Below are 19462 nucleotides of genomic sequence, written 5' to 3'. Positions count from 1 at the left end.
AGTCCTAGAACCAAAAAATACTTTATAGGCGCGCACAGACTATCCATTATAATAATAACACAAAATCAATCCCTGTCAAGGGGGTAGAAAAAGAATCCTTAAAGCAAAGGATATTTTGGGATATGATGGTAAAGTTGTGCCTCCGGCATAACAGCTATAAATAAACTCTTGCAGCCTCGGAGAAATTCACAAATGCTGACCCTAAAAATCGTTGTTAATATCGTAGTTCTGTTCTTCTTTAGCTTATTCGTGTTTGGTTTCCTGTCCAATGACCCAGCGCGGAACCCCAAACGCAGAGACTTAGAGTAGAGAAACATGGAAATTGTCCAAACAGAAGTTAGGGCTTGAAAATCAGAACCAGATGCCAACAACCTCTGTGAACAAAATCCCTGATATAATAGAAGATGGGAGTGTCATTAGTAATCATCCCTACAGGCTGATAGCTAATGACATTGTTTTAGCCCGTTCCCTAAAGGGGTTGAGTTTTGGCTATTCTGTGGAATTCCGTTACAGCAAGTATGCCTTACCCGCCACCACCTGAACCACCCCCAATTATTCGTCATCTTCCCCAGCCACAGACCACTGAAACGGGGATAATTGGATTAGAACCAAAAATATCTTCCAGGGCAAAAACCCAAAGCACCATCACCTATCCTTTACCTGAATATCAGATTCAGGCACCCAGTGGCTCCCTATCCGCAGAACTACTGGGATCGACCGTCACCAGAGAAACCGCCCAACCCTTAACCGAGAATCAGTATCGGTTTGATGCCGCCTTTTCCTTTACCAATAGCGATAACTTCTGTCATACACCCTGTAACACAATAGTTGTCACCCCCCCTAAAACTCCAACCCAAGAATCCACAGTTATTCCAGTACCCACCCCCGCAGATATTGTCGAAATCACTGCTGATCGGCAAGAATATGATCAACAGCGGCAAATCGTCACCGCCCAAGGGAACGTGATAGTGCGGTTTCGCCAGTCCTTAATAGATGCGGATCAAGCCCAAGTCAACCTGAGTACCCGTCAAGTGGTGGCTCAAGGGAATGTGGCCCTGACCCGAGGAAATCAGGTGATTCGGGGCGATCGCATGGACTATAACTTCGTGCAAAGTACCGGGTCAGTTTACCAAGCCAACGGCGTTGTTTATACCCCCTCCACCGACACCGATTTAACCGTGGTTGATCCCCTAAATCCAGGTGTTACCCCCCTACTAAATGCCCCGATCAGCGACCGAATTACCGCCGCCCAACCCCTAGCAAAAGTCAAAGCCGATGGGGGATTAAACGCCGGAGTCTCTGTCGGAGGGGGGGAAACCTTTGGGGTACAAGGCAGTGTAAATCGCCTGAGATTTGCCGCCGAACGAATTGATCTGTTTGGGGATGGGGGATGGGAAGCCCAACAGGTGCGACTTACCAACGATCCCTTTTCCCCCCCGGAACTAGAATTAAGGGCCGATACCGCCCGATTTACTCGAGTTTCACCCCTACGCGATGAACTGATTACCACCAAATCCCGACTGGTGCTGGATCAATCCTTTAACGTCCCTCTCTTTCGAGAACGTACCGTCATTGATCGAAGCCAAAAAGAACCCCTGCCCTTTTCCTTTGGTTATGATCTCAAGGATTTTGGAGGATATTATATTCAGGGAAATCTGCCCTCTGTTCCCCTTGGCCCGTTGAGCCTGCAAGTGGCACCTCGATTGTTACTCCAACGGGCTTTTCAAGAGAATGTCACCCCCTTCGATCCTAAAACCTTGGGGTTGGAAGCAAAGATTTCGGGATCAATTACCCCCACTACGGAATTGAGGGGGTTTTTATCCATAAATACCTTGGAAAATTTCCCCGATCTGAATGAAAAAGCCCTCCGAGGTAGTATCCGAGTCCGCCAACAATTGGGGTCTGGGTTTGCACTCAATGGAGAATATAGTTATCGTAACCGTTTGTTTAATGGAACTTTGGGGTATCGTACGGTTTGGAGTAGTTTGGGGGCGGTGCTGACTTCTCCTAAGATTGCTTTAAACGACCAGGGGGCTACCTTTAGCTTTCAAACCTCCTATCAATCGGTAAATGCCGATAGTGATCGCCCGGAATTACTCAAACCCAATCGTCTCAATAATCGAGTCACTTTAGATCGTTATGAGGCGTTAGGAACTTTAATTTATCCAGTTTTATTATGGCGGGGAGAAGGCTTACCAGCAACGGCTACGGAAGGTTTACGGTATACCCCTCGACCCGTGATTCCCTTCGTACAATTAGCATTAATTACCAGAGGAGTCACCACCCAATATAGTCAAGATTATTCCCAATCCTATCTCAGCACTTCGGTAGGGGTGCAGGGACAATTGGGTCATTTTTCTAAAGACTTTTTAGACTATACGGGGTTTAGTCTTTTTTATACCCAAGTGATATTGGATGGACAATCGCCCTTTTTGTTTGATCGTTTAGTCGATCAACGGGTATTAAGTATGGGATTAGTGCAGCAACTTTATGGGGGGTTAAGGGCTGGGATTGAATCGGCGGTTAATTTAGATAATGGTTTATCATTAAATAATGAATTAACCTTAGAATATAGTCGCCGTACCTATGGGGTGATTCTCAGGATTAATCCGGTGCGTCGGATAGGAAGTATCAATCTCAGAATTAGTGATTTTAACTGGATTGGAACTCCAGACCCCTATTTTGGTTCTACTCCTAAAACGGAAAATTAGGGTGTGAAGTTTATATTAACAAAATTCGTTATATCAATTTAAACTTTTTTATCTGCTATAATCATCTGAAAAGTTGCGAAAGTTTTTCTCTAAATCCCTGGAAAGTAAATATTTAAAAAATCTATAGCTGTTAAAATAGGGATATTTTCATAGTTTTCTAAGGTTAATAAATCCCGATCTCCTGTAATAATATAATCTGCTTGAGATGCGATCGCAGTTGCTAAAATAATCCCATCATTCGGATCTCTTAATTCAGGAAAATATCGTTTTGGAATAGAATAAATTTCTACCGAATTTCGGATTCCATCCATTAAATTATGAACTTCAAACCCCCAAGATTGGAGTTTAAGTTTAAATTTCTTTTGACTTAATGTTATTGCTAACTCCGTTAATAATTCTTCAGAAGCGCATACATTAATCTCTCCAATCTCGCCTAATTTCAAAATTTGATCAGGTCTGCCATCCCATAACCAACCGGAGATAAAAATATTGGTATCTAATACAACTTTCATAATTCTGATTTTCCTTCTAAATTCATTTGATGTCTCACTTCTTTGACGATTGCACAAATTTCTTCCATTGTCATTGGATTGGGATCGGGTTCAGATTCGTCTCTACGCCGTCTGAATTCTTCCCAATCAAATCCGGGTTTAACTTTTTTAAAAAGTAAGCCTTCTTCCGTAATTGCTACTTTATATTGATCCCCTGGTGTCAGTTGGGTTTGTAATTCTGCGGGAATGTCTAAGTTGCCTTCGGCGTTCACAGTAACAGTTAGGGTGACAGTTGTTTCCATATTGCTGACTTCCTAATTTTTCTAATTCTATTTTAGCTAATTTTTTACGGGATTAACAGGTATTTTTAGTATTGATTAATTCTTCTGGTGTTGCTAATTATTTCTGACAAAATTTATAGGCAGAATAGGCTAGAGTTACCACCCCCGTAATAATTGCCGATTCATCAATTTCAAACTTAGGATGATGTAAGGGATAATTATGTTTATTTTTGTGTCCGACACCCAACCGAAACATCATTCCGGGTGCATAATCTAAATAGACAGAAAAATCCTCTGCTCCTAAAGAGGGTTCGGGTAAATTTACCACCGCACCAGACCCAAAAGCATCTCTAACACTTTCTTCGACAATTTGAGTTAACATCGGATCATTCTGCACCGAGGGAACACCCCGACGATAATTTAACTCATAATTTGCCCCATACATTTGGCAGATATTAGCAACAATTTGTTCTATCCAATTGGGTAAAGCTTCGTAGGTTTCGGGATGAAGTGATCGCACCGTTCCTAATAGTTTAACCTGATCCGCAATAATATTAGGAGCCCGTCCACCCATAATTTGACCAATGGATAAAACCACAGGTCTTAAAGGGTTTTGGGTGCGACTAATCGCCTGTTGTAACATGGTAATGACCTGAGCCGCGATCCAAATCGCATCCTTAGCTTCATGGGGTCGCGCCCCGTGACCCGACTCTCCGATAATCGTTAATTCCAAATCATCCGCCGCCGCCGTTAACGCACCCGATCGCAGTCCCACACATCCGGCGGGAATACTAGGGAAAACATGAACGCCCAAAATCGCCGCCACGTCCTCCATGACGTTATCATGCACCATCCAGGTTGCCCCTTTAGCAATTTCTTCCGCAGGTTGGAAAAGAAACCTCACTTTCCCGGGAAACTCCTGGCCCAACTGAGATAACACCATCGCTGTGCCTAACCCTAGGGTGGTGTGCAGGTCGTGTCCGCAAGCGTGCATGACCCCCATCTGTCGAGAAGCATACTCTAACCCGGTTAATTCGGTCATCGGCAGGGCATCCATATCGGTGCGAATGGCAAACCAACGGGGGTTGGTGGTATTTCCCTTGAATTCTCCCACGACTCCCGTTGTCCCCACGCCTTCTTGCACCTTAATCCCACAGGAGGACAACACCCCGGCAACATAGGCAGAGGTTTGATATTCTTGACCACTCAGTTCTGGATGGGCATGAATATGGCGACGAATCTCAATTAAACGAGGTGATAACGTTGTAGCAATATCTTTGATTTTTTCTAGCATAGAGGGCGACTTCTGGGTCATAATCTGATGAAACTATTAATAATTAGATTAAGTTAGATTCTTTATTATAGAGTAAAAAATAGGGAATAGGGAATGGGCAATGGGCAATAGTGAAGATATAGAATCTTGAATAAATGAAGTTCCCATCGGAAATTAGAATGATTATTGATCTTATTAGAAAAATCAATCACCATTGTTTATTGCTGATTTCCTAATTGCCCATTATCTCTTTATCTTTGCCTAGAAAACTAACAATTTGCTAAAATTATTCCTTGACGGGGAGGAAGATAGACCACTAATTCTGTGGTGTGATTTTCTGTTTTCCAACTGAATTTCCCTTCTCCATAAATTAACTGATTAGGACAAGTCTTTAAGTTAGTAACCGTAACATTAATTTCGGCTGATTCTGTTCCCGAATTCACCATCACAATTAATTCCTCATTCTCCAAACATCGAGCAAATCCATAAATCATATCCTCAGCATATAATACCTGATAAGAACCCGTTCTTAAAGCCGGATATTGGTGACGAATAGCAATCAGTTTTTTGTGATAGTCTAAAATATCTTGATGCCAAAAATCTTGCATCGGAAAACTGCGGCGAGAGTCAGGATCAAGGTGTCCTTCCAACCCGACTTCATCCCCATAATAAATACTAGGCGCACCTGGAAAGGTAAATAACAATAAGGTTGCCAACTCAACACTGGCTTTATCTCCGCCAGCAATAGTAATTAATCGGGCTGTATCATGACTATCGAGTAAATTCAATTGTGTTAGTTGAATTTCCCAAGGATATAACTCTAATAAATCTTGTATTTTTTGCCCATATTCCTTAGCAGATAGAGCCGGATAAGGAAAATAGGAAGGACTTTCGACTAACTCCATTTGAACGCGATCGCCTGCGGTAAAAGCAATGGTCGGAGCCGTAAATAAATAATTCATCACCCCATCAAATTGCGTCCCATCTAACCATTCTCGGGAATCTTCCCACACTTCCCCAACAATATAAGCCTCTGGATTAACAGCCTTAACTCTATCTCGAAATTCCTGCCAAAAACCAGGAGTTTTGACTTCAAAAGGCACATCTAAACGCCAACCATCAATGCCAAAATCAATCCAATATTCAGCAATTTCCATGATATATTCCCTGACTTGAGGGTTGTCATGATTAAATTGAGGTAAAGCCCGATTTCCAATCCAACCGACATAATTAGCAGGTTTACTGCCATCATAAGCAGATAAGGGCCAGCCTTCAATTTTAAACCAATCTAACCAAGGAGAATGGGGGCCATTTTCTAAAATATCATGGAACTGGAAAAAGCCGCGACTTGCATGGTTAAATACCCCATCTAAAACAATTTTAATTTGGCGTTGATGGGCTGCATCTAATAACTCTTGAAAAGCCGTATTTCCCCCGAGTATGGGGTCAATTTGGTAATAATCATGGGTATGGTAACGATGATTAGAAGCCGATTGAAAAATGGGGGTAAAATAAATCGCATTAATTCCTAAATCCTGTAAATAATCTAATTGTTCAATCACGCCCCATAAATTGCCTCCTTTATATCCCTGTAAACTCGGTGGTAAATCCCATGGTTCCCAGCGATCAGATTTTAACAATTTTTTGCGCGGAATGGCGGCTTGAGCAAAGCGATCGGGAAAAATTTGATAAAATACCGAGTGTTTAACCCAATCTGGAGTTTGTATTTGCATAGATAAATTTTAATCACATATAGTTAAGTATAACTGCTAAGATTAAGCAAAATTTTACAAAGTTATTCGATTTAGCTGAACCACAGTGAGCTTAGAAATTAGCTCTTTAATTTTAGGCGATCGCTAACCTCTCCAGCAAGTCAATCACTCTAATCAGATATTAAAGTTTTATTAAGTAGCCATGAATATCTTATTTACCAATGATAAATTAGAAACAACTTATTGGATGTACACCCAGAGGAATGAATGACCCAAATAGTAATGTACCACCCATTGTTTACGCGGAAGCCTCAGTTCATTCACAAGGGGGGGTTTCCCTATTCCGATCTTCAGAACTAATTACCCGCGAGAATATTACTCAATTTTATTCTCATCCTCAACAGGTTAATTTAGCAATTCAACGTCTAAAAGCTGAAGGGTTTGAAGTTTTAGAAACGGGACGAGTCACTCTTAGTATTGCAGGTTCTGCTGATTTGTATGAGCGTGTTTTCAACACGAAAATTATTGCTAAAGAAAAAACGGTTATAAAAGGAGGAGGATTAGAAAGTATCGGCACATTTTTAGATACTCCCGATACTGATATTGTCGGTTTTATTGATCCGTCTTCTAGTCCTTTATCGGATTTAATTGAAGGAATTGCCTTAAGTGAACCTGTTTATTATGCCGATGTTGGCTTACCTTCAGAATCTCCTCCAAATCCTTCCTATTGGCATTTAATTCCCCAGGATATTGCCCAGAAACTGAATGCAGTAACGGCTCATAAACAGGGAATTAAAGGTCAAGACATTAACGTTGTCATGGTAGATTCAGGATGGTATCGTCATCCTTTTTTTGCCCGGAATGGATATCAAGGTAAAGTCATTTTAGGGGCAGGATGTATTAACCCCGAAGTCGATGAAAATGGACATGGCACCGGAGAATCTGCCAATCTATTTTCTGTGGCTCCTGAAATCAATTTTACGATGATAAAATGGAACTTCAAAAATTCAATTGCTGCCTTTAAAAAAGCGGTTTCCTTGCGTCCTGATGTGGTTTCTTGTAGTTGGGGAAGTAGCAAACAATATCTGCCTTTAGCCGCCTATGATATTGCCTTAACTGCTAATATTGCCGATGCAGTTTATCAGGGAATTATTGTTGTTTTTTCCGCTGGAAATGGACATTGGGGATTTCCCTCTCAACACCCGGATGTGATTGCAGCTGGGGGCGTTTATTTGGGTTCTAATGGCAACTTAGAAGCGAGTAATTATGCCAGTGGTTTTAGCAGCAATATCTATTCGGAGCGAATTGTTCCTGATATTTGTGGGTTAGTGGGAAAAAAACCCAGGGCGGCTTATATTGTCTTACCAGTTCCCCCTGGAAGCACGTTAGATGCCGTTTTTGGTTTACCCGGAGTTAAACATCCTGATGCGGATGAAACGTCCTCAGAAGATGGTTGGGCAGCCTTTAGTGGAACATCCGCCGCCGCACCCCAACTCGCAGGAATATGTGCGTTGATGAAGCAAGTTAACCCGCAATTATCCCCCCAACAAGCTAAGGAAATTCTGCAACAAACCGCCATTGATGTAATTGCAGGAAATTGCAATTCTGCGACGGGAGGACATTTAGCTAAACCCGGATTTGATTGGGCAACGGGAAGCGGTTTAGTTAATGGGTTTGAGGCGGTAAAAACAGCCCAACGTTTAGCCAAACATTCCCATTCACCTAAACAACAACCAAACAAGCAACGTAATTTTTCATCTCAAAAAACACCCATTACTTTAACAGAGGTTACTATGGATTCTAAACTCCGAAAGCACTATGAGAAAATTTTGTGTGCCTTAGATAATGCTCTGCAAAATGTAGATCCAGAAATTAAGGGTGAGTATGAGTTAGTGATTAGTGCTGCCAATTTTGTCCCGCGATCGCCCATTTCAAAAGCAGCTTATCAGTTGATGACGACCCTGAATAGTGAAAATGCTGATCTCAAAGCTAAAATTTTTGCTGCACAAGGATTATTAAAGCTAGGTCGTTATCAAGAAGAAGCGATTGCATTTCTTGCACTAGCAATCACTGATGAATCCAATATACCAGCTATCGTGGATATTAAAGATCGCTCAGAGTTGTTAGCTAATGCTATGGAAGCGTTAGGAGAAGCAAGTTCACACGCGCAGGAAAATAGTAATTTATTAGATGATGCTCCATTTGATTGTTCTGAGTGTAAAAAGAATTGTTGTTAGTTAACCTTCTAATTCTGGTAATTGATAGGATCGCAGACTAGGATTCTTTGAGAGAATTCTTCTAATATTATCTTAGGTACTATATCCTGTTTCTTTTGGCAACAATCCTGTACAGCTTGTAAGAATCCTTTAATACTTTCTGGCGCACCCGGTTGAGCATCCGCTTGTGCCAGAAATTCAGTCCATAATTTCTCATTATCCTTATAAAGATCAACTAAATACAAACCTGCTAAAAATTCTGCTAAGGGATCAAGAGAAAAACGAATTTGATCTTCACTGGGTTTGATGGTTTCAACAATATGGAGAGAGTTTTCTAAATACTTCAGGTAAGTTTTTGCTTGCTCCTCGCTCCAGTGTTCACCTAATACTTTTAATAGGGTATCAAGTGGAACAGTAATCGGTCGATAAGTCTGTTTTAGACATTGCCATGCTATGACTTTAGCAACCTGATGAACAGTCAGATTATCTAAATGATTTTCTAGTCCCTTTTCAATCAGTTGACAATTGATTTGATTTAAGTAAGATAACATCAAATCAGGAATATTATCAGGTAAATTTTTAGTGGTCTGATTAGATTCATTCGCAATCAATTGATCCGCATAGAGTTTAGCCAATAACACGGTAATATCTCGTTCACCGACAAGCTTTGAAAGTTGGATACAGGCTTGAAAAAGTTCTTGATCCGTTTTAAATAAATCTTGTTTTCCTTTCTTGTTGACATAATCTTGTAAAAATTCTGCCAGTTTACTACTGTGAACCCGCATCATTTGAATAATAGTTCTATTCACACCTCCTAAAGATTCGTCACTTCGTGAAGTAACAATCAAAGCATTCGCCAAAAAACTGGGTAATTCGGGTTTGATTTTATTGCGAGTTGCTGGACGCATTTCTGAATACCCATCAACAATCACCAGCAGCCGTCTTTCCCTCAATAAATTTACCAGTAATTCTTCAGAAATCGGTTTGACTGCCTCAATTAAATCTCTCAGTTGCCCATGAATCGCTTCCATTAAAACCTGTTGTTGATTCCCCGCCTCATCACTGAGTTCTTGATCAATGAAAATCGGTAATATTCGATGGTTGGGACAAAGACGTTGCTCTGGATCATCTGCCATTGCCCACTTTGCTAACTGACAAGCTAAAGTTGTTTTTCCTGAACCGCCTTCTCCCCAAATCAGTAAAGTTTCTCTCGATTCACTAAACTTATGTTGTAAATCTTTGGGGGTAAGTTCAGGAATTGAATCACCATTCAAAATTACAGGAATAGTAGGGACATAAATGTTTCTCTGTTTAACCGTCTGCTTATTTTCAAACTGACGGCGCGCTGTTTCCAGATTAGTTTTCACCCAATCATCTAGTACCCTGGGATGATATTGTAAGTCAAACAATAATGTTCTTAATGTGGCGGTCTTAAAATTTATACCAAAAACTTCCAAGGATAAATCAGTTTTTTGTAAAAAGCTATTCAGCCATAACAGAGATAATGGTTTGACACGAAGTAATAAAAAAAGCAGAAAAAGCCAAAAGCTGAATAAAAATATAGGGATAAGCAGGTTTTTGTTGTCAGTCAGCTTCTTCCAGAAAGACTTTTCAGACTCTTGAAGTTCTTTATTAATTGCTTCTTTTGCATTGTTTAAAGAGTGTAAAACTTGGGAAATATTATTATCATTACCTTCTTTCTCTTTGGGGAGTTGATTGATGGCTGATTCTAAACCCTTAATCCAATCTTTTTTAATGTTATCATTTTTAGCATTTTTATGAACTGTTTTTAATAGTTCATCAGCTACTATTTTTAAAGAATTAAGAGCAGATTCTTGTGTTTGATCGCTTTGATTTTTATCTTTTATAAACTTCGTTAAAACTTTCATTGATAATTCAACATCGTGACCACTGAATCCAAGTGCTTGTGCGACACCTATTCGAGTTTTCCAAGGTTGATTTTCATCGTTAGCGATTGTTTCAAGCTCAGTTTTAATCTTATCATTTTCAAAATTTTTACGATTTTTTATAGCTTCTCTTAAAGGATAGGTTGCTTTCTCATAAATGCGATATTCTTTATCATTCAAGAGATTAATTATTTCTTTTATTTGTTCATCATTTAGACTTAAATTTTCGGTGCTAATCTCATCACCCAAATAAGGTAACAACCATTTTCTGAAGTAGGGTGTACTTTGAGGATTTACTAATTGCTTAATTAATCGACCAATAGTTTTTTGATCTAGTTTTACCTTTTCAACTAATTTTTCAGCCGCAGAAAGACGAGTATCATCATTTTCTTCTTGATTTTCGATAATTGTCATTAACTGCTGAACTGCATCTAGATCATCATCGGGATTTTTATTCATCAAGTTGTCACTCAGCCTTTGAATTCTCGGATCAACCCGAATAGCTTCTTGCTTAACATTCTGTTGCGCTAACCCTGCACTCGACAACAATAAAGGTAAAGAAACCCCGACCACAGCCACTTTAATCGCCTGAGAAACCTTATGCCAATATAGGTGCATCATAAATCCTCTATCTTTAATCAAAATTGATCGTGTTTATTCTCGTATAACCTGAAGTTAACAAAACAATCCCCGATAAATCCGGTAAAAAAATATAAAGAATTATCAACTTCTAAACCGCTAGAAAATTTTCAACCCTTAAAATTCAATAACCGTTTAACAATTCTTTGGCCATTTCCCTTCCTCTTAACTTAACCCAAACCCAAACTTAAGGTTGGTTTTGGCTCTCCCCCCTTGTCAAGAGTACCGTACAGTCGGACACTGGACTTGGGAAGACTATTGGCAGTTGAGAGGTAATTTTTTGTGAAACGAGTTTTAGCAATCATTCTCGGTGGCGGTGCGGGAAGCCGCCTGTATCCTTTAACCAAAATGCGGGCCAAACCTGCGGTGCCCATCGCCGGGAAATATCGGTTAATCGACATCCCCATTAGTAACTGTATTAACTCAGAAATTCTCAAAATCTACGTTTTAACCCAGTTTAACTCAGCATCCTTAAACCGTCATATTGCCCGCGCCTACAACTTCTCTGGTTTTGATGATAGCTTTGCAGAAGTCCTAGCCGCCCAACAGACCACCCAAAACCCGAATTGGTTCCAGGGTACGGCGGATGCGGTGCGTCAGTATTTGTGGCTGCTGAAGGAATGGGACGTTGACCAATTTCTGATTTTATCCGGTGACCATCTCTACCGCATGGACTATCGGGAATTTGTCCAACGTCATTTAGACACCAAGGCGGATATTACCCTTTCCGTATTGCCCATTGACGAAAAACGGGCCTCGGATTTTGGGCTAATGAAACTCGATGACTCTGGACGGGTGATTAGTTTCAGTGAGAAACCCAAGGGAGACGCCCTCCAACAAATGCGGGTGGATACCTCCAGGTTAGGTTTATCTACTGAACAAGCTAAAGAAAATCCTTATATTGCTTCCATGGGGATTTATGTCTTTAACAAAGACACCTTGATTAAGTTATTAGATGAAAATCCCCAGGAAACTGATTTCGGGAAAGAAGTAATTCCCAACGCATCGGGGAATTTAAACGTTCAAGCCTTTTTGTTTAAAGACTATTGGGAAGATATTGGAACCATTGAAGCGTTTTATCATGCCAATTTGGGTTTAACCCAACAACCCCACCCCAACTTTAGCTTCTATGACGAAAAAGCTCCCATTTATAGCCGTTCTCGTCACTTACCCCCCACGAAAATCCTAGATTGCCGGATTACTGAATCCATTATTGCTGAGGGTTGTATCCTGAAAGAATGTCGGATTGACCATTCGGTTTTAGGGTTACGTTCCCGGGTGGAAGCGGGCTGTGTAATTGAAGATACCCTACTGATGGGTTCAGACTTTTATCAACCCTTCTCAGAACGTTCTTCAGGTTTACAAGAAGGTGAAATTCCTCTAGGAATCGGTTCTGATACCGTGATTCGTAAGGCGATTGTTGATAAAAATGCTCGTATTGGTCGCCATGTCAAAATTATCAACAAAGAGGATATCCAAGAAGCGGAACGGGAAGACTTGGGATTTTATATCCGCAGTGGTATTATTGTGATCCTGAAAAATGCGGTCATTACTGACTATACCGTTATTTAATGTTGGTGTGAAAACAAAACCCAATCCATTTATTTAGAGGACTTCCTGCTATCAGGAAGTCTTTTATTGTGTAGCAATGGATTATTTAATCGCCCAAGAGGTGGTTAAACTGCGAATTGAGATGGGAACTATTTCCCATCAAGCTACCTTACCAGAAGTGATTAAGTTATGCCTGGAAAGAAACTGGATATTCTCGGATTTCGGTGCAGGGAGAATCCAAGGATCAAATTGTCGGGATTGTTCATTTGAAACGAGCGTTACAATTTGCCCATGCCCACGGAGAGGAACAGGACAGCATTTCTGTCACAGAAGCCATGATTCCTCCGGTTTATGCCCCTGAAACTAAACGAGTTGGGGATTTACTCAAGGAAATACTGCAACAGCGCTTACACCCGGCAATTGTGGTGGATGAATATGGGGGTAAGGTTGGGTTAGTGACCCTGGAGGATATTTTAGAGGAGTTAGTCTGGGAAATTTACGATGAGAGCGATTTTCCCCGCCGCGCACCCAATCGTTCAACAAGCTCACTACAGGCCGTCCTCGCACCAGTTCCTCCCGTCCAACCCGCACAACGGAAAAAAACCATAAAACCCATAAACTCCCTGAACGCCAGGGTTTTTAGCCCCTTTCACCCTAGGTAAAAAAAATTTTTTGCCAAACCCCTAGACATTTTCTGAGATTGTGCTACTATATAAAATTGTTGAATAAATGGGTCGATGCCCGAGCGGTTAATGGGGGCGGACTGTAAATCCGCTGGCTACGCCTACGCTGGTTCAAATCCAGCTCGGCCCACCTCTAAAACTCAAAAAATTAAAGACTGGAAGCTATCATTTGTTAGTTTTTTGTTCTTGATTTTTTTTGCCCGTGTAGCTCAGTGGTAGAGCACTTCCTTGGTAAGGAAGAGGTCACGAGTTCAATCCTCGTCACGGGCTTTATTTTTTTTGATTATACTAGGATAGAAGTTGTTCAACTCCCCAAGATTAGGAGATGATTTGACAATGAAGACATTATTAAAATGGTCTGTGGAAGATTATCATAACATGATTGATGCTGGGATTTTGTGCGATCGCAACGTCGAACTTTTAGCAGGTGAAATTATTAAAATGAGTCCCGAAAGTCCCTCTCATTATTATACGGTTGAGGAAGGTACACAATACTTACAAACCTTGTTAGCAAGTAAGGCTCATGTTCGTTTTAATGGGCCGATTACCCTTTCTGACTCTGAACCTGAACCCGATATTGCTATCGTCCGACTACCTAAGTCAATTTATAAAGATCATCATCCCTATGCTGAGAATATTTTTTGGATTATTGAAGTAGCTAAAAGCAGTTTAAAAAAAGATTTAGAATTAAAATTATCAATTTACGCTCAAGCTAGAATTGAGGAATATTGGGTTTTAGATTTAGCCCAAAAGCAATTAATAGTATTTAGAGATCCTGAAAATAACATCTATTTGAGTCAACAAATTATTGATCAAGGTAATATTAACCCTTTAGCTTTTCCTGATATTGAGATATCTGTTGAAAGACTGGTGAGTTAAAAACGGGATCACCGATGAACTCAACACCAAAAAATATGATTTTGTCCCTCATTTCTAGGTTATACCTAGAAATGAGGGTGATCCAATTACTTCCCTAAATTTTTAGGTTTTTTCAAATAAGATTTAGCCCAAGCATAACGATTAGGATCTTTTTTCAGTAGATACTCTACAACTTGTAGGCGCTTATTTTCATCCTTGGCATTTTTGACAATTTGCTTGATTTCCGCATCCTGATCTTTAGGTAAAGCACCCCGTTTAATGGCTTCTTCAAACCAATGATCACCTTCGGGAAATTCACCTCGCTCATAACAAATTGCACCCATTAAAGTATAAGGATGATGACTCTTGGGTTGATAATCAATTGCTTTTCGCGCACAAGTTTCCGCCTGATCTAGTTTATGAATATCGCGGAAAGCACCACCTCTTGTGGTTAATAAAGCTGATTTTAGCTTATTTTCTTTAATAGCATTAAAATCTAGGTTTTTTGTTAGTTCTAGTGCTCTTTGTGGTTCTTTTGCTTTGCGCCAATGACTACTCGCATTAGGCAATTTCCATTGATTTCCTGTTCGTTGGTACTCTTGTTCATAGAAAGTTGCTTCAATTGTATGGTAAGCAATAAAAATTTTATTGCTATAATTCCTATTATAGATATTATAGGTATTATAAAAAAGATAATTACTATAATATGAATTATAGAAAAGCTTATTTTCTATCAACCAAGCTACCTCGATTTCCTCCAGTCGATTTCCTATTTCTAGTTTTTGTAAAATTGGGTACAAGCCACCAGAAACTACTTGATTTTGATAGTCTGAAACGTCATATTTAGACTTGAGAGTTGCAAAGTGTTTTTCTTGAGCCAAAACAATAATATTTTCACGCCCATTTTGTTTCAGCCAATCAATATCAGCCTGACTTAACTCGTCGCCTATGGTAATAGTAGATTTTAAATGATCACTATATTTTTCAACAGCGATCGCAATTGTATCAATGAGTTTACGTTTTTTGAGAAAGTTAATATCCTGGTCAACTAGCTTCATATTACCATCAATTTTTTTAAGAACCTTATACAAATGACTAGAGGGTGAATTATCCTGAAAACTGATTGCTTCATATTTGATTTTTAGTTGATTAAACTGTTCTTCTTGTTCCTTTTCTAAAACAATATTTAAGGTTTCATTGAGTTTATTATCTTCTAAAAACTTTTTATCTACAGAGGTTAAAGTATCGTTTTTATCAAGAGTTTTTAGAATTTGATATAGGGGACTATAAATCGATGAGTCTAAGTATGTTGTTGCTTTATACTTTGATTTAAGTTGTGAAAATTCAGCTTGTTTTATCGCTTGTTTTTCCTCAATAATTGCTAAGGTTTCCAACAAGTCTTGTTGTTTGATAAAATCAATATCTTTCTGGGTAAAGTCCGTTTCAGATTCTAATTTTTTGAGAATCGAATACAATGGTGATTTTTCAGGGAAATAACCTTGAAATTGATCGGCTTTATACTGGCTTTTTAGATGTTTAAATTCTTTTGTTTCTAATAGTTGATTATCTAGTAACCAATTCCATTCTATTTCATTAATATCCATCCCTAAATCTGCTTTTCTCAAGATCAAATACAAAAGACTAGAGATGGATGAGTTTTCATAATCAGTTGCTTGATACTTGGATTTCAGGACTGCAAAATGTTCCACAGAAAATTGCGACTGGTTGTTGATCATAAAGTCTAAATCAATTCTATGTCAGCCTACTACACAACCTCCTCCTAGAATTTCGTAAACGACCGAGGCTATTTTTTCCCAGGGACTTAAACAAAAATTAAGCCCAAATCAAGCCTAAACTTGCTTTGTAGGCTGCAAATACATCCCTATTATCCTGGAGCCACCCCACAAATCGAAAGGAAATCGCTGTGCGAAAGGCTTCAAGGGCATCAGCAAATGTGTTTAAGGGTTTGTTCGCCCATCGACGTCTTAATCCTTCGGTTAAACTATGTCAGAGAATAGCTGCCGGGGTTGTCTCTTTCATTCGTTATTCTTTAACATTATGTGCTTGCTATATAATCATTAGTGCCAATTAGTGCAGAGATGCCCCTAACATCTTAGATATCAATACCTCAAAATTACGCACAGAATTAACCGAGGGCATGATTTCTGGATCAACCATCGGTTCCACCAAAATCGTAAACATTCCCAAACGGTTTCCCGCCAACACATCGGTAAATAAGCGATCGCCCACCATTGCCACCTGTTCTATCGGTAAATTCATGGCTTCCACCGCCCGCTTAAGTTTCCGCCGGGAGGGTTTACCCGCGCCGCTAATATAAGGCAAGTTCAAGGTTTCAGCAATACTACCAATGCGAGTTTGACTAATGTTGTTACTCACCAACCATAGACTCAAATCAGGTTTGAAGGTATCGATCCAACCTTTGAGATCCTCAGAAACCGACTTTTCTGTAATCGGAACTAAGGTTTCATCCACATCCAGTACCATTCCCTGAATCTGATGCCGTTGCAATAACTCCGGTGTCAAGTGCAAAATGCAATCCCCAAGGACTAAATCAGGCTGTAAGAGTTTCCCCCAAGACATAATAACCGTAGAATTTTAGCTCTTTAATTTTAGCGGAAAAGGGAGCAATATAGAGAAACTTTTTCCTGAAATTGTTGGATCACCAAGCAATAGGGGGCAAAGAAATCAGAATACTGCGATCAGAAATTTCCACTTCCGAGCGATTTCTTCCCCACTGTTCCAATCCCACCACAATTGTACTAGAAAGAATTGCATCCTCAGTCAGACGGCGATCAATTTTGCCTTCGGCAATTAACCGTTCAAAAATTGCTTTAAAGGGAATATAAACATCCTGAAATGGTAAATCTTTTAAAGGCAAATTACAATTCGAGGACTGATCAACAGTAAATTTCAAATCCTGGGGTGTCACGTTCCATAATTTGCCATTAACATGAAGTTGAGCCAAAGAATATTCGGCTACTTTCGGTTCATGAAATAACTCAGGTAAGGTGGATATTTTGCCTTGATTAATTACATAATCCATTAAATTAACAGATACTCCAAACCCTCGACGGCTTTTTAAACTATAAAAAGTCATATCCGTGTGTACCCTAATTTTCCGGTATAAATCTTGAGTTTTATCTGCAAAACACACCTTAGCCCGCAATTTCAAACGGACACCTTGCACCCAAGCATATAAAGGTGTCATCACTCGATTTCGGTGATCTAACCCGCCATAAGTCCCGGCATAGGTTTTGAGGTTTTCTTGCAGTCCAATATAAAAACTACCATAACCAAAGGGAATTTGGGGCAAGCTGGAACTGTCATTGATCAAATAAGCTGAGGGACTCCCTCCGTTGTTTCTCCAGTAAAAAAAGTAAGGACAGCGACCCTTGACCGGGGGAGTACCGACAGGTTCAGAAGGGTGAGGTTCCATTAAAATTCGATCATTCGGGGCGTTGGGGTTTTCAGCCTCGTTGGGAATACAACTTAATTTTCCCGTTGGCCCCACTTTATCCTTGTAACTAAAGGAGCCATAGGCTAGGGTATAAAACCCAGAACGATTCGGAATTGACCCGTAACATTTTCCCCCAACTCCGTCGGGACAACTCTCGAAGTACACAGGACTACCTGGATAATAGCCAGCCACTCGGCGAATTTTTAGCCCTGCGTCCCAACCCCAAGGGATCAGAGAAGTTGGGGAAGTTGTCCCCTGAGAATCAATCCCCGAATTCCCCGAATAAGGCAACAAAATTGGAGAATTAGGAGCCATTGATGAAGGACTCGATAGTCCGAACAAAATAGCTAAATACACAGCTTTTGTTTTTGCTAAAAAACTGGGTTTTAGACTATAAAAATAATCACTAAAGCGCACGTTCTCTGGTTGTAGATGTAGATATAGGTTCAAAAAGCAATTATTTTCTATTGAGAAGAAAGATTGCGTTCAACTTCCGCAATCGCAGCTTGATGTTCCGCTTCTGTGCGACTAAAAATATGGGTTCCATCGTATCGCGCCATAAAATACAGATAATCGGTTTTTTCCGGGGTTAAAGTAGCTTTTAAACTGGCTAAACCCGGACTAGCGATCGCCGTTGGGGGTAAACCCACATTAATATAGGTATTATAGGGAGAAGGCGTTTCAACTTGTTTAAAGGTTAGGGGTTGTTCAACAGTTTGACGAATCCCCAAAGCATATTCTACTGTTGGATCAGATGCTAGTTGAATTCCTTTTTGTAAACGGTTATGAAATACCCCAGAAATGCGATTTCTTTCTTCAGGAACAACCGCTTCTTTTTCCACAATACTCGCTAGGATTACCCATTCATTTAAACTCAAATTATGTTGAGATTGGGCCTGTTGATAAACGGGTAACGCCTGTTCTTTAAACCGATTTAACATCTGACGAATAACCGCCTGGGGCGTAACTTCCGTTGCTTCGAGTTGATAGGTGTCGGGAAATAGAAAGCCTTCTAATAAAGGCAAATTGGGCGGAAGCCAAGGATAATCCTGATGGGGAATTTGACGACTCGCCGCCAGAAATTTCTCCGCCGAAAAAAATCCCTGTTGCTCAAAATATTCGGCCATCTGTTGAATTGACCATCCTTCAGGAATGGTGAAACTTAGAGTCATCACTTCTCCATTCCAGATGGTAGCAGCTACCTGACTCAGTGACTGGGTAGGAGCCAGGGAATAGCTTCCCGCCTTAAAATCCCCTTGAGGATTTTGGAAGATTAACCACCTCGCCCACAGTCTCCAAGCCAAATCAGAACGAATTAATCCCGCCGCCTTCAAATCTTCTCCAATTTGCTGACTGGAAGTTCCCGGTGGAATCAGGATTTTGACGCTGTTCCCTTTGCTACCAGAGGAGTTAACCTGTTCCTGACCCTGGGGAGCGGCGCTGGCCCAACTCCACCAAGCCCAACCCTGCCATCCAAAGAATCCCCAAATAATCGGCAGAATTAGAAGGTAAAAAAATCCCTTAGAAAACCGTTTCATGGTTTGTTTATCTTGAGGTTTTTTCTGCTTTGTGTTTGCAATTCCCAAGCTACTTCCCCCTAATTAAAATTTCAATAAAAACAGAAAACCCGTTCACCTAAATCATCATAAAAGATGTTATCAG

16 protein-coding genes, 2 tRNA genes and 1 pseudogene are annotated in these 19462 nt (G+C 40.2%); 9 read left to right on the top strand and 10 right to left on the bottom strand.

Going from position 1 to position 19462, the window contains the following annotated elements; translation table 11 throughout:
- Nucleotides 1–192 precede the first annotated feature (192 nt).
- From PL11201_RS20700 to PL11201_RS20695, 3 genes are read left to right on the top strand one after another with little or no spacing between them, the layout of a single operon-like run.
- Complete coding sequence (locus PL11201_RS20700; RefSeq protein WP_071782591.1) at nt 193–309, top strand: photosystem II reaction center protein I; 117 nt, start codon at nt 193–195, stop codon at nt 307–309.
- 52 nt (nt 310–361) lie between these two features.
- Nucleotides 362–541: a hypothetical protein gene (locus PL11201_RS26230; protein ID WP_144017838.1), complete on the top strand. Its 180-nt coding sequence runs from the start codon at nt 362–364 to the stop codon at nt 539–541.
- Nucleotides 519–2711, top strand: a complete 2193-nt coding sequence (locus PL11201_RS20695) for a DUF3769 domain-containing protein (protein ID WP_079680751.1) — start codon at nt 519–521, stop codon at nt 2709–2711. The genes PL11201_RS26230 and PL11201_RS20695 overlap by 23 nt, the downstream gene beginning before the upstream one ends.
- Nucleotides 2712–2800: 89 nt before the next feature.
- Here PL11201_RS20695 and PL11201_RS20690 read toward each other — a convergent pair whose 3' ends face one another.
- The 4 genes from PL11201_RS20690 to PL11201_RS20675 form a co-directional block, all read right to left on the bottom strand.
- Nucleotides 2801–3223: a putative toxin-antitoxin system toxin component, PIN family gene (locus PL11201_RS20690; protein ID WP_079680750.1), complete on the bottom strand. Its 423-nt coding sequence runs from the start codon at nt 3221–3223 to the stop codon at nt 2801–2803.
- Complete coding sequence (locus PL11201_RS20685; protein ID WP_079680749.1) at nt 3220–3504, bottom strand: hypothetical protein; 285 nt, start codon at nt 3502–3504, stop codon at nt 3220–3222. Before PL11201_RS20685 ends, PL11201_RS20690 begins: the two co-directional genes overlap by 4 nt.
- Nucleotides 3505–3601: 97 nt before the next feature.
- The gene (locus PL11201_RS20680; RefSeq protein ID WP_079680748.1) at nt 3602–4777 is read right to left on the bottom strand and encodes a M20 family metallopeptidase; all 1176 of its coding nucleotides are present in this window, start codon (nt 4775–4777) and stop codon (nt 3602–3604) included.
- Nucleotides 4778–5025: 248 nt separating this feature from the next.
- Nucleotides 5026–6489, bottom strand: a complete 1464-nt coding sequence (locus PL11201_RS20675) for a glycoside hydrolase family 13 protein (RefSeq protein ID WP_079680747.1) — start codon at nt 6487–6489, stop codon at nt 5026–5028.
- Nucleotides 6490–6731: 242 nt separating this feature from the next.
- Here PL11201_RS20675 and PL11201_RS20670 point away from each other — a divergent pair, with 242 nt between their 5' ends.
- Nucleotides 6732–8705, top strand: a complete 1974-nt coding sequence (locus PL11201_RS20670) for a S8 family serine peptidase (RefSeq protein ID WP_079680746.1) — start codon at nt 6732–6734, stop codon at nt 8703–8705.
- Nucleotides 8706–8713: 8 nt separating this feature from the next.
- Here PL11201_RS20670 and PL11201_RS20665 read toward each other — a convergent pair whose 3' ends face one another.
- Nucleotides 8714–11212, bottom strand: coding sequence for an NACHT domain-containing protein (locus tag PL11201_RS20665; protein ID WP_079680745.1), 2499 nt, complete (start codon nt 11210–11212; stop codon nt 8714–8716).
- A 300-nt stretch (nt 11213–11512) separates the two neighbouring features.
- Between PL11201_RS20665 and PL11201_RS20660 the strand changes: the two genes are divergently transcribed.
- From PL11201_RS20660 to PL11201_RS20640, 5 genes are all read left to right on the top strand, one after another.
- Nucleotides 11513–12802, top strand: coding sequence for a glucose-1-phosphate adenylyltransferase (locus PL11201_RS20660; protein WP_079680744.1), 1290 nt, complete (start codon nt 11513–11515; stop codon nt 12800–12802).
- 203 nt (nt 12803–13005) lie between these two features.
- The gene (locus PL11201_RS20655) at nt 13006–13443 is read left to right on the top strand and encodes a CBS domain-containing protein (RefSeq protein WP_339394372.1); all 438 of its coding nucleotides are present in this window, start codon (nt 13006–13008) and stop codon (nt 13441–13443) included.
- 69 nt (nt 13444–13512) lie between these two features.
- A tRNA-Tyr gene (locus PL11201_RS20650) sits at nt 13513–13594 on the top strand.
- Between the two features lie 68 nt (nt 13595–13662).
- Nucleotides 13663–13734, top strand: a tRNA-Thr gene (locus PL11201_RS20645).
- 66 nt (nt 13735–13800) lie between these two features.
- Nucleotides 13801–14343, top strand: coding sequence for a Uma2 family endonuclease (locus PL11201_RS20640; protein ID WP_079680743.1), 543 nt, complete (start codon nt 13801–13803; stop codon nt 14341–14343).
- A gap of 86 nt (nt 14344–14429) precedes the next feature.
- Here PL11201_RS20640 and PL11201_RS20635 read toward each other — a convergent pair whose 3' ends face one another.
- The 5 genes and pseudogenes from PL11201_RS20635 to mltG all read right to left on the bottom strand — a co-directional run bounded on the left by PL11201_RS20635 (nt 14430) and on the right by mltG (nt 19338).
- A complete protein-coding gene (locus PL11201_RS20635) occupies nt 14430–15926 on the bottom strand; it encodes a hypothetical protein (protein ID WP_234996791.1) in 1497 nt (498 codons plus the stop codon).
- A 229-nt stretch (nt 15927–16155) separates the two neighbouring features.
- Nucleotides 16156–16329 (bottom strand): annotated as a pseudogene (locus tag PL11201_RS20630) (IS701 family transposase); the annotation flags it as partial.
- A gap of 81 nt (nt 16330–16410) precedes the next feature.
- Entirely contained in the window at nt 16411–16923 is a 513-nt protein-coding gene (locus PL11201_RS20625; RefSeq protein WP_079680742.1) for a YqeG family HAD IIIA-type phosphatase, read from the bottom strand.
- Between the two features lie 79 nt (nt 16924–17002).
- The gene (locus PL11201_RS20620; protein ID WP_234996790.1) at nt 17003–18250 is read right to left on the bottom strand and encodes a hypothetical protein; all 1248 of its coding nucleotides are present in this window, start codon (nt 18248–18250) and stop codon (nt 17003–17005) included.
- A gap of 14 nt (nt 18251–18264) precedes the next feature.
- Nucleotides 18265–19338, bottom strand: coding sequence for an endolytic transglycosylase MltG (mltG, locus tag PL11201_RS20615; protein ID WP_079681049.1), 1074 nt, complete (start codon nt 19336–19338; stop codon nt 18265–18267).
- Nucleotides 19339–19462 lie beyond the last annotated feature (124 nt).

It is taken from the genome of Planktothrix sp. PCC 11201 (assembly GCF_900009135.1).
GTDB lineage: Bacteria > Cyanobacteriota > Cyanobacteriia > Cyanobacteriales > Microcoleaceae > Planktothrix.
This window is presented reverse-complemented; position numbering and strand designations above follow the sequence as displayed.